This window comes from Ruegeria sp. CH2, from assembly GCF_056537065.1.
Genome location: NZ_JBQFQV010000008.1, coordinates 23162 through 36714 on the forward strand (window position 1 = coordinate 23162; position 13553 = coordinate 36714).

Annotated in this window: 13 protein-coding genes and 1 tRNA gene; 7 read left to right on the forward strand and 7 right to left on the reverse strand. The window is 57.7% G+C overall.

What is annotated here, in order from left to right:
- Positions 1–12 precede the first annotated feature (12 nt).
- From speA to speB, 4 genes are all read left to right on the forward strand, one after another.
- A complete protein-coding gene (gene speA, locus ACR0M9_RS12190; protein ID WP_480773722.1) occupies positions 13–1902 on the forward strand; it encodes a biosynthetic arginine decarboxylase in 1890 nt (629 codons plus the stop codon).
- Positions 1903–1924: 22 nt separating this feature from the next.
- Positions 1925–3148 (forward strand): saccharopine dehydrogenase family protein, encoded by a 1224-nt coding sequence (locus tag ACR0M9_RS12195; protein WP_480773723.1) that lies wholly within the window; start codon positions 1925–1927, stop codon positions 3146–3148.
- Positions 3149–3233: 85 nt separating this feature from the next.
- Positions 3234–4403, forward strand: coding sequence for a carboxynorspermidine decarboxylase (gene nspC / locus ACR0M9_RS12200; RefSeq protein ID WP_480773724.1), 1170 nt, complete (start codon positions 3234–3236; stop codon positions 4401–4403).
- The gene (gene speB, locus ACR0M9_RS12205; protein ID WP_480773725.1) at positions 4400–5242 is read left to right on the forward strand and encodes an agmatinase; all 843 of its coding nucleotides are present in this window, start codon (positions 4400–4402) and stop codon (positions 5240–5242) included. The genes nspC and speB overlap by 4 nt, the downstream gene beginning before the upstream one ends.
- Here the strand turns inward: speB and ACR0M9_RS12210 are convergent.
- The gene (locus ACR0M9_RS12210) at positions 5239–5829 is read right to left on the reverse strand and encodes an HD domain-containing protein (protein WP_480605317.1); all 591 of its coding nucleotides are present in this window, start codon (positions 5827–5829) and stop codon (positions 5239–5241) included. The genes speB and ACR0M9_RS12210 overlap by 4 nt on opposite strands.
- 101 nt (positions 5830–5930) lie before the next feature.
- On the opposite strand from ACR0M9_RS12210, the gene ACR0M9_RS12215 reads away from it, so the two are divergent.
- Positions 5931–6764 carry a LysR family transcriptional regulator gene (locus tag ACR0M9_RS12215; RefSeq protein ID WP_480773726.1) on the forward strand — a complete coding sequence of 278 codons (834 nt, stop codon included), beginning with the start codon at positions 5931–5933 and terminating at the stop codon, positions 6762–6764.
- A 2-nt stretch (positions 6765–6766) separates the two neighbouring features.
- Here the strand turns inward: ACR0M9_RS12215 and lptF are convergent, their stop codons facing one another.
- On the reverse strand, positions 6767–7906 hold the full coding sequence (gene lptF, locus ACR0M9_RS12220) for an LPS export ABC transporter permease LptF (RefSeq protein WP_480773727.1): 1140 nt from the start codon (positions 7904–7906) through the stop codon (positions 6767–6769).
- Between the two features lie 438 nt (positions 7907–8344).
- On the opposite strand from lptF, the gene ACR0M9_RS12225 reads away from it, so the two are divergent.
- The gene (locus ACR0M9_RS12225; RefSeq protein WP_480773728.1) at positions 8345–8563 is read left to right on the forward strand and encodes a hypothetical protein; all 219 of its coding nucleotides are present in this window, start codon (positions 8345–8347) and stop codon (positions 8561–8563) included.
- A 164-nt stretch (positions 8564–8727) separates the two neighbouring features.
- Here the strand turns inward: ACR0M9_RS12225 and ACR0M9_RS12230 are convergent.
- Positions 8728–8803: transfer RNA gene (locus ACR0M9_RS12230), tRNA-Trp, on the reverse strand.
- A gap of 141 nt (positions 8804–8944) precedes the next feature.
- Here ACR0M9_RS12230 and ACR0M9_RS12235 point away from each other — a divergent pair.
- Positions 8945–9649: a lysophospholipid acyltransferase family protein gene (locus tag ACR0M9_RS12235; protein WP_480773729.1), complete on the forward strand. Its 705-nt coding sequence runs from the start codon at positions 8945–8947 to the stop codon at positions 9647–9649.
- On the opposite strand, the gene ACR0M9_RS12240 is transcribed toward ACR0M9_RS12235, so the two are convergent.
- From ACR0M9_RS12240 to ACR0M9_RS12255, 4 genes are read right to left on the reverse strand one after another with little or no spacing between them, the layout of a single operon-like run.
- Entirely contained in the window at positions 9646–9891 is a 246-nt protein-coding gene (locus ACR0M9_RS12240; protein WP_170346142.1) for a MoaD/ThiS family protein, read from the reverse strand. The genes ACR0M9_RS12235 and ACR0M9_RS12240 overlap by 4 nt on opposite strands.
- Positions 9884–12139 carry a xanthine dehydrogenase family protein molybdopterin-binding subunit gene (locus ACR0M9_RS12245; protein ID WP_480773730.1) on the reverse strand — a complete coding sequence of 752 codons (2256 nt, stop codon included), beginning with the start codon at positions 12137–12139 and terminating at the stop codon, positions 9884–9886. The genes ACR0M9_RS12240 and ACR0M9_RS12245 overlap by 8 nt, the downstream gene beginning before the upstream one ends.
- On the reverse strand, positions 12139–12618 hold the full coding sequence (locus ACR0M9_RS12250) for a (2Fe-2S)-binding protein (protein WP_209597982.1): 480 nt from the start codon (positions 12616–12618) through the stop codon (positions 12139–12141). The genes ACR0M9_RS12245 and ACR0M9_RS12250 overlap by 1 nt, the downstream gene beginning before the upstream one ends.
- Positions 12615–13481: an FAD binding domain-containing protein gene (locus ACR0M9_RS12255; protein ID WP_480773731.1), complete on the reverse strand. Its 867-nt coding sequence runs from the start codon at positions 13479–13481 to the stop codon at positions 12615–12617. The genes ACR0M9_RS12250 and ACR0M9_RS12255 overlap by 4 nt, the downstream gene beginning before the upstream one ends.
- Between the last annotated feature and the right edge of the window lie 72 nt (positions 13482–13553).

Consider the following 13553-nt stretch of genomic DNA (forward strand, 5'->3'; position numbering starts at 1 on the left):
GGACCGACTTGATTGAAACAGACGCCCGACGCACCGCATTCCATCTACGGAGTTGAGAAATGGGGAAAAGGCCTCATCGAGGTGACCGAACAGGGCGAGATCGGTCTGCGCAATCCCATGGCCCCCGAGGCAGCGGCGATTAGCCTGCCCGGTATCCTCAGCGATCTGGACGACCGCGGAATCAAGGCACCGATGGTCCTGCGCGTCGCGTCTTATCTGGAACACGAAATTGCCCATCTGAACGAGAGCTTTCGTGATGCGATTGCGCGCGTGGGCTACACAGGCAGCTATCGCGGTGTATTCCCGATCAAGGTGAACCAGCAGGCGCAGGTTGTTGACCGGATCGTCGAGTTTGGAAAGAAATACAACTATGGGCTCGAGGCCGGCTCCAAACCCGAACTGGTGATTGCGCTGGCGCATCGCCTGGCCCCCGAAGCGCTGATCGTGTGTAACGGTGTCAAAGATGCCGAATTCATCCAACTGGCTATTCTAAGCCGCAAGATCGGGTTCAACACGGTCATCGTTTTGGAAAGCCCGAAAGAGGCCGACACGGTAATCGAAGTTTACAACGAACTGGGCATCGAGCCCCTGATCGGTGTTCGGGTGAAGCTGACCAACCAGATCAGCGGCAAATGGGAAGAAAGCTCGGGCGACCGCTCGGCCTTTGGGATGAACACTGATCAGCTTATCGCCACCGTAGACAAGCTGAAAGACGCAGGGTTGCTGCACTGCCTCAAGCTGCAGCATTCACATCTGGGCAGCCAGGTTCAGGATGTCAACGATGTGCGCCGTGCTGTGGGCGAAGCCTGTCGCTATTACACCGAGCTTACGCGCGAAGGCGTGCCATTGACCCACCTGGATCTGGGTGGCGGCATGGGGGTCGATTACACCGGCGAAAAGAAAGCCGCCGAAAACTCGATCAACTACACGGTCGAAGAATACTGTGCCAATGTCGTCGAAACCGTGGCCTACGCCATGGACGAGGCAGAGGTGGACCACCCGACACTGGTCACGGAAAGTGGGCGTGCCGTGGTGGCGACGTCCTCGATGCTGGTCTTCAACGTGCTCGAAAGCACGCTTTACGATGCGCCCAATGGCCCCGAGGTTGATCCGGATGACCACCACTTGGTCTCGGACCTCGCCGCGGTGCACGGATACCTCTCTCGCGACCGCCTGCAGGAATGCTGGAACGACGCCACCTTCTATCGTAACGAGCTGCGCGCCCTGTTTCGTCGCGGCTATGTCGACCTGCGTCAGATGGCCCGGGCCGAACGGATATACCTGTCGCTGATGGCGCGGCTCAAGGCATTGGCCGCGTCAGAGGATCTGGAAACGGACCTGAATGACCAGCTTGAAAAGGTTGCTGACATCTATCACTGCAACTTCTCGCTGTTCCAGTCGCTGCCAGATGTCTGGGCCATCGACCAGCTGCACCCGATCGTGCCACTGCAATCTTTGAACCAGATCCCCGACCGTCGCGCCGTGCTGTCCGACATCACCTGCGACAGCGACGGCAAGATCGACCGGTTCATTCTGGCCGACGGTGTTTCCCCCAGCCTGCCGGTGCATTCCCTGCCCGAAGAGAACGAATACTTCATGGGTGTCTTCTTCGTTGGCGCTTATCAGGAGACTTTGGGCGATCTACACAATCTCTTTGGTGACACCAACGTGGTCACCATCGACCTGCGTCGGGACGGTGGCTTTGACCTGCTGCACGAACAAGAGGGCGACACGATCAGCCAGGTTCTGTCATATGTCGAATTCGACCCGCAGGATTGCGTCGCCGCCTTCCGCAAAATGGTGGATGAGGCGATTTCGACCGGCACCCTGAATGCCAAGGACCGCAAAACCCTGATGAGCGCTTACCGCGAGTCGATCAACGGTTACACCTATTACGAATAACCCCTGAGAGGAGATCACCCCCATGGGAACTTTGAGTGGCAAAACACTGGTTGTCGGCGCGGGCGGCGTATCCCACGCTGCTGTGCACAAGATGGCGATGAATTCGGATATCTTCACCGAAATCACGCTGGCCAGCCGCACGAAATCTAAATGCGACGCCATCGCCAGATCGGTGAAAGACCGTGTGGGTGTTGATATCGCAACCGCCGAGTTGGACGCCTACAAGGTCGAAGACACCGTAAAGCTGATCAAGGAAACCGGTGCTGAAATCCTCGTGAACCTCGCCCTGCCCTACCAGGATCTGGTGCTGATGGATGCATGCCTTAAGGCGGGCATCCATTACCTAGACACCGCGAACTACGAGCCGGAAGACGAGGCCAAGTTCGAATACCACTGGCAATGGGCCTATAAGGAGCGGTTCAAGGCGGCCGGCCTGACCGCCATCCTTGGTTCGGGCTTCGATCCCGGTGTTACATCCGTCTTTGCCAAATGGTTGAAAAAGCACAAGCTGGACACCATCCGCCAGATCGACGTGCTTGATGCCAATGGTGGTTCGAACGATCAGGAATTTGCCACCAACTTCAACCCCGAAATCAACCTGCGCGAAGTGCTGGCCGAAGTGCGCCACTGGGAAGGTGGCGAATGGAAGCACTCTCCCGCCATGACCCACAAGGTCGAATTCGACTTCCCCGCCATCGGCCCCAAGAACATGTACCTGATGTATCACGAGGAACTGGAATCGCTCTCGACCCACTTCCCCGAGATCGAGCGCGCCCGCTTCTGGATGACCTTCGGTGACGCCTACATCACCCACGCCAAGGTTCTGGAAAATGTCGGCATGACCCGCATCGACCCGGTGATGCATGACGGCAAGGAAATCATCCCGATCCAGTTCCTGAAAACACTCCTGCCCGATCCCGGTGATCTGGGCGCGGAAACCAAGGGTAAGGCCTGCATCGGCGATATCGCCACAGGTCAGGCCAAGGATGGCTCCGGCGAAAAGACCTATTACATCTACAATATCTGCGATCATCAGGAGTGCTACGCGGAAGTCGGCAGCCAGGCCGTCAGCTACACCACCGGTGTCCCCGCCATGATCGGCGCGGCGCAGGTGCTGAAAGGCAACTGGACCGAGCCCGGCGTTTGGAACATGGAACAGCTCGACCCGGACGACTTCATGGCCATGCTGAACGAACATGGCCTGCCGTGGCAGGTCCATGAACTCGACGGCCCGGTCACCTTCTGATCCGCTTCAGCTTCATCTGGCCCTAAATATCCCGGGGGTCCGGGGGCAGCGCCCCCGGCCTCTCCACCAAACGGAGACGCCGGTTATGTCCGACATGATGACCACACAGGCCGGAGACGCCGGCGCCTTCCGCAATTTCAACCTCTCCCGTGTACCCAGCCCTTGCTTTGTCGTCGACGAAAAGGCGGTTGAACGGAACCTGAAAATCCTCGCTGATGTCGGAACCCGCTCCGGCGCGCATGTTCTCAGCGCGCTCAAGGCGTTTTCAATGTTCTCACTGGCCCCACTGGTGCGCCAACACCTCGGCGGCACCTGCGCCTCAGGTATCTATGAAGCGCGGCTGGGACGCGAGGAATATGGAGGTGAAGTCGCAACCTTCTGCGCCGGGTACAAAGACGCCGACATCGACGAAATCCTGTCGCAGTCGGATCACGTCATCTTCAACTCCGCTGCCCAAAAGGACCGGTTTCTCGCCAAAGCCCAAACCGCCAAAGTGCAGGTTGGCCTGCGCATCAATCCGGAACATTCCGAAGGCGAGGTTCCGAAATACGATCCCTGCGCCCCGTGCTCGCGCCTTGGCACACCAGTCAGCCAACTGACCGCCGACACGTTGCGCGGCGTTGACGGGCTGCACATGCATACGCTTTGCGAACAGGGGTTTGCGCCTTTGCAGCGCACCTGGGACGCTGTCGAACCGAAGCTCAAACCCTACCTTGATCAACTCAAGTGGGTGAACTTTGGCGGTGGCCACCACATCACCCGCGACGATTATGACCGCGACGGGCTGGTGGCTTTCCTCAAGAGCATTCGCGAAACCTACGGCATTGATGTTTACCTCGAACCCGGTGAAGCAGTGGCGCTGGACGCAGGTGTTCTGATCGGTGAAATCCTCGACCTGCCGACCAACAGCATGAACCTCGCGATCACCGATATTTCGGCCACATGCCACATGCCCGACGTGATCGAGGCCCCCTATCGCCCCGCCCTGATGGATGAGGTCGAAACAGGCCATACCTATCGCCTTGGCGGCCCGTCCTGCCTGGCGGGTGACGTTATTGGCGACTACACTTGGGACAAGCCGCTGGAGATCGGACAGCGTTTTGCCTTCCTCGATCAGGCACATTACTCGATGGTCAAGACAAACACCTTCAATGGCGTCCCCCTGCCCACAATCGCCCTGTGGAACAGCGAAACAGACGAGCTGAAGATCATCCGGCAGTTCGGATATGACGACTTCAAGGACAGACTCTCATGAGCATTTTTCTCGACAGCGAATTGACCGCATCCGAACGCACCGAAGATGCCCGCTTTCGCGTGATCCCGGTGCCTTTGGAGCGCACGGTCTCTTACGGGTCCGGCACGGCCAAAGGCCCCGAAGCAATTATCGAGGCCAGTAATGAACTGGAACGCATCACCGGTCACGCTGAGCCCTGTGTCGAAGGGATTTTCACCGAAGAACCGCTGAATTGTGACGGCCCGTTGCCCGAGGTAATGGAACGCCTTGCGCAACGCACCGAGACTGCAATTCGGGCCGGAAAGGTGCCGGTCACTTTGGGCGGCGAGCATTCCCTCAGCTATGGTGCGGTGAAGGGTGTGGCCCGTGCGCTAAACCAACCCATCGGCATCGTCCAGATCGACGCCCATGCCGACCTGCGCAACGCTTATCAGGGCGAAAAACACTCTCACGCCTCAGTGATGCACCTGCTTGCCGAAGAAGGCGTTCGGCTCGCCCAGTTCGGTGTTCGCGCTTTTTCAACTGAAGAGGCCCAAAGCCGACTGAGAAACCACGTCTTTCACGTGGATGCCGAGGAACTGGTGACAGGTAACATCCATTCGGTCGACTTGCCTGCAGACTTCCCCGAGCTGGTCTATGTCAGTTTCGACGTCGACGGGCTGGATCCATCGCTGATGCCCGCCACCGGAACACCGGTGCCTGGCGGGTTGGGCTATTATCAGGCGCTGCGGCTGGTCGAGCACGCGCTCAAGGGGCGCAGATGCGTGGGCTTCGATGTGGTTGAGCTGGCCCCGGACGGCAATGCCGCCTGGGACTTCACCACAGCTCAGATTGTCTATCGCCTGATGGCTGCCTGTTAATCTTCGGCAGTTTCGTTCAGTTCCATATGGCCTTCGCCCTTGCTCAGGATGCGGCGCAGCATGGGTTCAAAAAACTCCAGCGGTTTCGTCGGATAGTCTGGGTCAAACGCCTTCTGATCGTATTCATGGCAGAAATAGCGGCAGTCCTCCCAATGGGGGCTGTCGCGATACTTGTCGCGCGCGTTGCGGTCTCCTCCAAGGTGGTGGTTGTAGTAGTAACCCTGAAACACGCAATGGTGCTTAAGTATCCAATAGGTTTTCTCGCTGACATAGGGCTTCATCATCGCCGCTGACAGCTCTCCATGGTTGTAGGGTGACAGAATGTCGCCGGTATCGTGGATCAAAGCGGCGACCACCAACTCCTCATCCGCGCCATCCTCATAAGCCCGGGTCGCGGCCTGAAGGCTGTGCTGATACCGGTTGACCGGATAGGGTGTCCATTCCTCGTCCAGTGACCGAATGGCGTCCAGAATGCGATCCGGCAAGGCGGCATTATACGCCTCTTCATAATCCATAACGGCGTCCCAGTCGGCCTTGGTGGCATTCTCAAAACTGGTCCAGGTCGGTTTGTGGCTTTTGTCCAGCATGGCTGATCCTTTGGCGTGTTTCCCGAAGCCGACAATATTACGAGTCGCAACTTCAAAAAAATGAATTGATTTTATCACAATGATCAAAAAATACTCTCGGTATGCGAACCAAAGCTTTGGAAACCTTTCTATGTGTGGCCGAGACAGGTGGTTTTCATGCCGCTGCCCGCAAGCTGAATGTGACTCAAACGGCCGTCAGCGCGCGCATTCATTTGATCGAAGAAGAAACCGGCAGACCACTGTTTACCCGCGGAGCCGGTGGCACGGCGCTGACCGAGTTTGGCAGACAATTCAAACCATATGCAGAACAAATTCTGTCCCTTTGGGCCTTCGCGTCGCGGGATTTATCGTTGCAGACACAGAACCGTCCAGCGCTTCGGTTGGGTAGTCAGCTTAGCATCTGGGACCCTTTGCTTGTGGATCTGGCTGTTCGGTTTGAACAGCGCTTTGACAAACTGCTGCTGACACTGAATTACGACCACGATCTGAACATGGTTGAAGCTGTGGCGACCCATGTGCTGGACGTGGCGATCACGCATGAAACGCCATCAGACCGACGCGTCACCTACCACGAGCTGGAACCGGAGCTTCTAACCCTGGTCAAAACCCCGCAAGCAGCAACAGCAGAAAACGATTTGGTCTTCGTCAACCTTGAACTTGGAGAGATTTACCAAGACCACGTCAGATCGGCCGTGCGACGCGCCTCGGGGCAGATCTTGTTTCTGGGAAATTGCATGATGGCGCTACGTTATGTCTTGCATAGAGGCGGATGCGGCTACTTCCCCGATTACGTCATTTCGCAACATCTGGCTTCGGGTGCACTCGAACCGGTAGAGGACAGTGTGAGCCTGCGGCTGCCGATGTATCTGGTCGCCCGTAGTGATCGCGAAGAATTCGACGACATTCGTTGTTGTCTGGAAGAACTTCGAACCTGAAATCAAGCGGGTGTTGGGATGACCTCGGACCTGCGCACACGTTTCCGCATAAGTGGACGACCTGCGACAAGCAGAAAACAGCACGAGATCAACACACCCATAACGGCAGGAAGGTAAAGCAGCACCCAAAGCTTCGGGTCATCGATCACAACCGGGGACACAAACCCGCGAACACCTTCAAGCAGCACAAGAATGGTAAAGGCACCCAAAATCTGAGGCCACAATCCAAACCGTGAAAAGCTGCCTAACATCAGGGTTGAATAACCCGCCAGCGATACGGCGATGCAAATGGCTATCCAGGAAAATCGCTGATGCAGTTCTTCGATCAATTTACCCTGGCTGAACCCCTCGGTTTCAGAAATCGCATCCCGGTTGAGGATCAGATCAGAGGTTGGAATGGCTTCGAGGCTGCGGCTTGCCAACGGGCTTGCGTTCGTCAGTTGCGAAATGTCATATGATGCGTCCTGAAACAGGGTCGAGGACAGAACCCTGCCCGCCTTGTTCAAACGCAGCGCCACCCCATCGACCATCACCAGATGAATTCCCGCGTCGTTATTGACCAGATAGGCTGTCACGCTGGAATAGCTGACCGCGTTTTCCGGGTCGCGGCGATCCGATACGAACACCTCGTGCAACGTACCGTCCAGATCGATGCCACCGATGTAAACCGTAACATCTTCGGCAGGGTGCAGAAATTCACCTTCATTCAACAACTGCGCTGTCACATCTCCTGCAACTTCGGCTTGCCGGAATTCCAGTTGTTGGACCGAGGCCGGGCGCAGGAACACGCTGATGGCGGCCATCATCAGACCGGTGATCACACCGAACAAAACTACGGCACGCGCCAGTCGCCACGGGCTTGACCCGGTTGCCAGCATCACTGTCATCTCGCTTTCGCGGCTCAATCTGTTGGTCGCATAGACAGCAGCCGCAAACACCGCCATCGGCATAACCGTACGAACCAGCGTCGGCAGGGTAAGCGCGGTGAATTCAAGAAACACCATAGCGGACTGGCCACCGCTGATGACCTTGTCAAACAGGCTGACGGAACGGGTGATCCAGAACACACCCACCAGGACAAGGGTGAAGAAGCCGAATAAAACCAGCAATTGCCGCAGGAAATATCCATCAAAACGCGACATGTATCCTCATCCGGCTGATTGCGTCGTGGCCGGACAATAAGTCAATCGCCCACCCAAGGAAACCTCGTTTACCGCCACAGAACCGACACCGGCGACAACCTAGTTACCCGGAAATGGGAAAGGCGCGCTCAACCACAAGCGCGCCCCATCCACAAGAGAGAAAAACAAAAACAGCGTCATGTACCGAACGTGAGCGCCAACTCGTAACAATTGTAAGTAAAGCAGGATTCTAGTGATTGGTCTGTGACCAAGTTCACCGTTGGACCGGTCACACGAACACTCTTTTGGACAAGCACCCCAGCAAAAAGTTAACGACATGTTAACGTCTTGTTTCCAACCCATTCACTGTTCTACCCACATAATGATGCCTGTTGGTTATCGTGAATGTCCGTGACAGGACGATTGCGAAAAACAGCATCAGTTGGCAAAAAGGGTCCGATGGCAATGCATAAACCTTCGACATCAGAAGCCGCTGCACTGAATGCGCAATTATTGAAAAAGAGCGACTCGGATTACGATGTCGCTATGTGGGCCGCGTGTGCATTGATGGCGCTCCACTCAAACAAGCCGGCGGTGTTTCAAGAATATCAGCATATGTGGGCTAAAAAACTGGATGCCGTAGGTCCGCACGAAAATACAGGTGCCACCAAAAGATAATAACAGGGCACGATGGCCTCGCGCCATTGTAGCAGTGCTGTCGGAGCCAATACTGCGACCAGCAATGACCCAGGCGCGAAATGGCTAAATACAGGCAAAGCGAACTCAAAGGCTGAAACCCGTTCACCCTTGGGTATCTCAACTTAGTATTCGGACAATTTTAGTGGCAGGGGCAGCAGGGTTCGAACCCGCGACCTACGGTTTTGGAGACCGTCGCTCTACCAACTGAGCTATACCCCTGTAGTGAGCCCCAGATATGCCAGCCACGCGGCGGACTCAAGAGGCTTTTTCAGATTCCCATCCACGAAATGCCCGGACAAACAAGTTGCGCAAAACGCATGGTGCGCTAAGACAAGGACCGGTTAGCAGAAGGAACCCGGCGTGAACCTCCGTAAGAAGATTGCAGACAGCGAAGCTGTGCTAAACTGGGTGGCGCGTCGGATTGCAAACTATATTCGGCTGGCACACCGCAACACACGATGGCAGCGCATCGGCTATGACGAACTGGACCAATTGGCCGAACAGGGTGAGCCGGTCATCGTTGTTCTCTGGCACCAACGGCTGGCGCAGTCGCCCTATTTCTTCCCGCTGGACAAGGGGCGCATCTGTTCGATTACATCTTCTGCGCGGGCTGGCAGCATGGTGGGTCGCGTGCAGAAGCTGTTCGGAATGGACACGATTGCCATGTCCAGTCATCAACGCCACGTGGCGTTGTCGCGCGAAGTGCTTGGCAAAATGAAACAGGGAATATCAATTGGCATAGCGGCAGACGGCCCCCGTGGGCCAGAGCGGGTTTTGTCGACGGTTCCGCTGGTTTGGGCGCGCGCATCGGGTAAACGTGTGTTTGGTATTACCTTTTCGGCGAAACATGGGCGCGAAGCAGGAACATGGGATCATCTTTTGATGCCCCGCCCATGGGGTAACCAGGGGGTGTTTCTGTGCCGGGAATGGACGGAAACAGTTCCGCGCAAAGCCAGTGAAGACGAAATCGAAACGCTGCGCCAAAGCCTTGAGCAGCATATGAACGATATCACGGCCGAGGCAGACCGAATGGTCGGGCGCGAGCCTTGGTCGCCTGACGCTTAACCGCCCCTCAGCCTTTGCATCAGATAGACTTCACTGCCCTCTGGAATTGGTTCGGTCAGTCCGGTCGCGATCACGCGCCCGTCGACAGCGATAGAAACGCCAGCGTCGATGGGTGCCTGAAGCTGCGGATGCGCACGCACGAGCGCGCGCAGCAACTCGCCAGTGGTTTTGGCCTCGACCTCAACCACCTGCTGGCCCCCGGTCAGTGACCGGAGGCCGGACCAGAGGTGAACCTCAACCATTGTCCTTGAGAGCGGCCAGAATACGTGGCGGCGACATCGGCAACCGCTTCATCCGCACGCCAGCCGCGTTGGACACAGCGTTGGCAATGGCGGCCAGTGGCGGCACGATACCCGTCTCACCCACACCGCGGACGCCAAACGGGTGGCCTGGATTCGGAACCTCGACGATCACGGTGTCGATCATCGGCAGGTCGCTGGCCACCGGGATGCGGTAGTCGAGAAAGATCGAGTTCTGCAAGCGACCGTCTTCACCGTAGATATATTCCTCGTTCAGGGCCCAGCCGATACCTTGCGCTGCACCGCCCTGATATTGGCCTTCGACATAGGTCGGGTGGATCGCCTTGCCCGCGTCCTGAATGACCGTGTAGCGGGTCACACTGGTCTTACCGGTTTCCGGGTCAACCTCGGCATCGACGATGTGGGTGCCAAAGGACACGCCAGCACCTTCGGGGGTTGCCTCGAAATGACCCGAGATCGGACCACCGGTGCGGCCCATATCGGCGGTGATATCGGCCAGCGGCATCGGATCGAAATCGCCTGCATTCGGCCCTGAGGGCACTGCACAGCCATTTTCCCATTTCACCGCATCAACCGGGATGCCCCATTTGGCCGCGGCCCGTTCGCACAGTTTCTCGACCGCGTATCTCGCAGCCTTGATTGTCGCCAGCCCTGACGCGTAGGTCACGCGAGAGCCATGGCTTACGTCATTGTAGCCCAGTGTGGCCGTATCGGCGATGGTCACCCGGATATTCTCATACGGGATGCCCAGAACCTCGGCCGCCATCAGGGCCATCGATGCGCGCGAACCACCGATATCAGGCGTTCCGACCATCACCTGAGCCGAGCCATCCTCGGACAAGGCAAGCGACACGCTGGTCTCGCCACCATGGTTGAACCAGAAGCCACAGGAAATACCGCGCCCCTGCCCCGGCTTCAGCGGAGCCGAATAATGAGGATGCGCCTTGGCTGCTTCTAGCGTTTCGACAAGACCGATGCGCTCGTAGGTCGGTCCATAGCTGGCCTTCGTGCCCTCATGCGCGGCGTTTTTCAGGCGTACCTCAACGGGGTCGAGACCCAGCTTGTTGCACAACTCGTCAATCACCGACTCGACCGCAAAGGCACCCATCGGTGCACCCGGCGCGCGGTACGCTGCCTGCTTTGGGCGGTTGGCCATAACGTCATAGCCGATCTGCTTGACGTTGGTCAGGTTGTACGGCGCAAAGGCACACATGGCAGTCATGTCGCCCGGCGCGCCGGGAAAGGCTCCGCCCTGAAGGCGGAAGATGCCCTGAGCCGCCGAGATCGTGCCGTCTTTCTTCATGCCGATTTTGACGTCCATCGAGGCAGACGAAGTCGGACCAGTAGCCCGGAACACCTCGGACCGGGTCATCACAAGCTTGACCGGGCGATTGGCCTTACGGCTGAGCGCTAATGCGACGGGTTCGATGAAAACGGTTGTCTTACCGCCAAACCCTCCGCCGATCTCAGACGCAGTGACACGCAACTGCGAGGTTTCGATCCCCAGAAGCGCGGCACAGGTTTTCTGCGCAATCCAATGCCCCTGCGTCGTGCACCACAACTCACCCTTACCGTCATTACCCAATATGGCCAAACAAGCGTGCGGTTCGATATAACCCTGATGCGTCGCTTCGGTGACGAAACTATCTTCGATGACCAGATCAGCTTCGGCAAATCCGGCCTCAACATCGCCGTGACCACTTTCATGATAGCGGACAACGTTCGGGTGCATTCCTTCCGGCACGGAATAATCCGCAGCTCCTTCGCGGATGACAGGCGCATCCGGTGCCATCGCCTTATCCACATCGGTGACGTGGGGCAGCACTTCGTACTCGACCTCGATCAGCTTGAGCGCGTCACGAGCCGCCAATGCCGAAGTCGCAGCAACCGCTGCAACCGCGTGCCCGTCATATAGCGCTTTCTCACCGGCCATAACGTTTTCCAGAACGTTGTAGAATTCACCTTCCAGACCGGGCTTGAACGGCACTTCAGCAAAGTCGGCACGCGTCACAACAGCTTTGACATCCTTGTGCGCCTCGGCTTTCGACGTGTCGATTTTCACGATCCGCGCATGCGCATGAGGTGAGCGCAGGATCGCGCCATGCAGCATTCCCGGGGCGTAGGCATCCGCTCCGAATTTGGCGCGGCCGGTCACCTTGTCCAGACCGTCGGGACGGTTGGGGCGGGTGCCGACAAAAGTGAAGTCTGATTTACGATCGTCCAGAGCCATTACGACGCCTCCCGCATCTCAGCCGCCGTATCCATCACGGCGCGAATGATCTTGTCATACCCAGTACAGCGGCAGAGGTTGCCTGCCAGCCAATACCGCGTCTCTTCCTCGGTCGGGTTCGGGTTTTTCTCCAGCAAAGACTTGGCCGCCACCAGAATGCCCGGCGTGCAGATGCCGCATTGCAGAGCAGCGTATTCGATCATCTTCTTTTGCAGCGGATGCAGAATATCACCGTCGGCAATGCCTTCGACCGTTTCGATCTGCTTACCTTCGGCCTCGACACCCAGCATCAGACATGAACAGACCAGACGGCCATCAACGGTGACCGAGCACGCGCCGCAATCGCCGGTGCCACAGCCCTCTTTCGCGCCTGTCAGGTTCAGCTTGTCGCGCAGACAATCCAGCAAGGTTTCACGCGGATCACACAGGTATTCGACCGCATCGCCATTCACGGTGGTGGTTACGTGGAGCTTTTTCATGCGTTTTCTCCCTTCGCGCGGGCATAGGCAATTTTCGCGGCGCGCTTTGCCAGAACACCTGCGACCTCGGTACGGAACGCGATCGTGCCGCGCTTGTCGTCAATCGGGTTACAGGCGGCAGAGGCGGCGGCGGCCAGCGCATCCAGGGCCGCATCATCCAGCGCGCTGCCGATAATGGCCTTGGCACAGTCTTCGACCAGCAGAACGGTCGGGGCCACGGCGCCCAGTGATACACGGGCCTCGGTGATGGTGTCGCCGTCAAGACGCAGGTTCACACCAACGCCAACCACAGCGATGTCCATTTCGGTGCGGGGGATGAACCGCAGATAGGCATCGCCGCCGTTTTCGCCACGTGCCGGGATATTGACCGCCGAGATCAGCTCGCCTTTGGCCAGCGAGGTTTTGCCGGGGCTGGTCGGAATATCCTCGACCGCGACTTCGCGAGTGCCGTCCGGGCCGGTCACGGTAACAGTCACACCAGCTGCGACCATGGCGGGCACGGAATCAGCCGCAGGTGAGCCGTTACACAGGTTACCGGTCGGTGTTGCGCGCCCCTGCACCTGGGTTGATCCGATCAGGTCCATCGCCTCGACCACACCGGGCCAGTCACGACCCAACTCGGGATGCTCGCTCATTTCGGAACCGGTTGCGGCAATTCCCAATGTCCAGCTTCCATCAGCCTTGTGGGTAATGTCGTGTACACCGTTGATTTTCTTGATGTCGATCAGCGTATCAGGCGTCACCAACTCCGAGCGCAGCTGCACCAAAACGTCGGTGCCGCCCGCCAGAAAGCGCGTGATGCCCGTCGCATTTGCGGCCAGAGCCGAAGCCTCGGCAAAGCTGGCGGGGCTGTGATAATCCATAATGCTACCTCGCACCTGTTGGTCAGGGATATCTGGGTTCGGGGCGACGTTAGTTCACCACCCACCTGACGT

Excerpts from the sequence above, each read along its gene's own strand:
- ACR0M9_RS12195 (WP_480773723.1), top strand. The coding sequence starts at position 1,925 with ATGGGAACTTTGAGTGGCAAAACACTGGTTGTCGGCGCGGGCGGCGTA.
- nspC (WP_480773724.1), top strand. The coding sequence starts at position 3,234 with ATGTCCGACATGATGACCACACAGGCCGGAGACGCCGGCGCCTTCCGC.
- speB (WP_480773725.1), top strand. The coding sequence starts at position 4,400 with ATGAGCATTTTTCTCGACAGCGAATTGACCGCATCCGAACGCACCGAA.
- ACR0M9_RS12210 (WP_480605317.1), bottom strand. The coding sequence starts at position 5,829 with ATGCTGGACAAAAGCCACAAACCGACCTGGACCAGTTTTGAGAATGCC.
- ACR0M9_RS12215 (WP_480773726.1), top strand. The coding sequence starts at position 5,931 with ATGCGAACCAAAGCTTTGGAAACCTTTCTATGTGTGGCCGAGACAGGT.
- lptF (WP_480773727.1), bottom strand. The coding sequence starts at position 7,906 with ATGTCGCGTTTTGATGGATATTTCCTGCGGCAATTGCTGGTTTTATTC.
- ACR0M9_RS12225 (WP_480773728.1), top strand. The coding sequence starts at position 8,345 with ATGGCAATGCATAAACCTTCGACATCAGAAGCCGCTGCACTGAATGCG.
- ACR0M9_RS12240 (WP_170346142.1), bottom strand. The coding sequence starts at position 9,891 with ATGGTTGAGGTTCACCTCTGGTCCGGCCTCCGGTCACTGACCGGGGGC.
- ACR0M9_RS12245 (WP_480773730.1), bottom strand. The coding sequence starts at position 12,139 with ATGGCTCTGGACGATCGTAAATCAGACTTCACTTTTGTCGGCACCCGC.
- ACR0M9_RS12250 (WP_209597982.1), bottom strand. The coding sequence starts at position 12,618 with ATGAAAAAGCTCCACGTAACCACCACCGTGAATGGCGATGCGGTCGAA.
- ACR0M9_RS12255 (WP_480773731.1), bottom strand. The coding sequence starts at position 13,481 with ATGGATTATCACAGCCCCGCCAGCTTTGCCGAGGCTTCGGCTCTGGCC.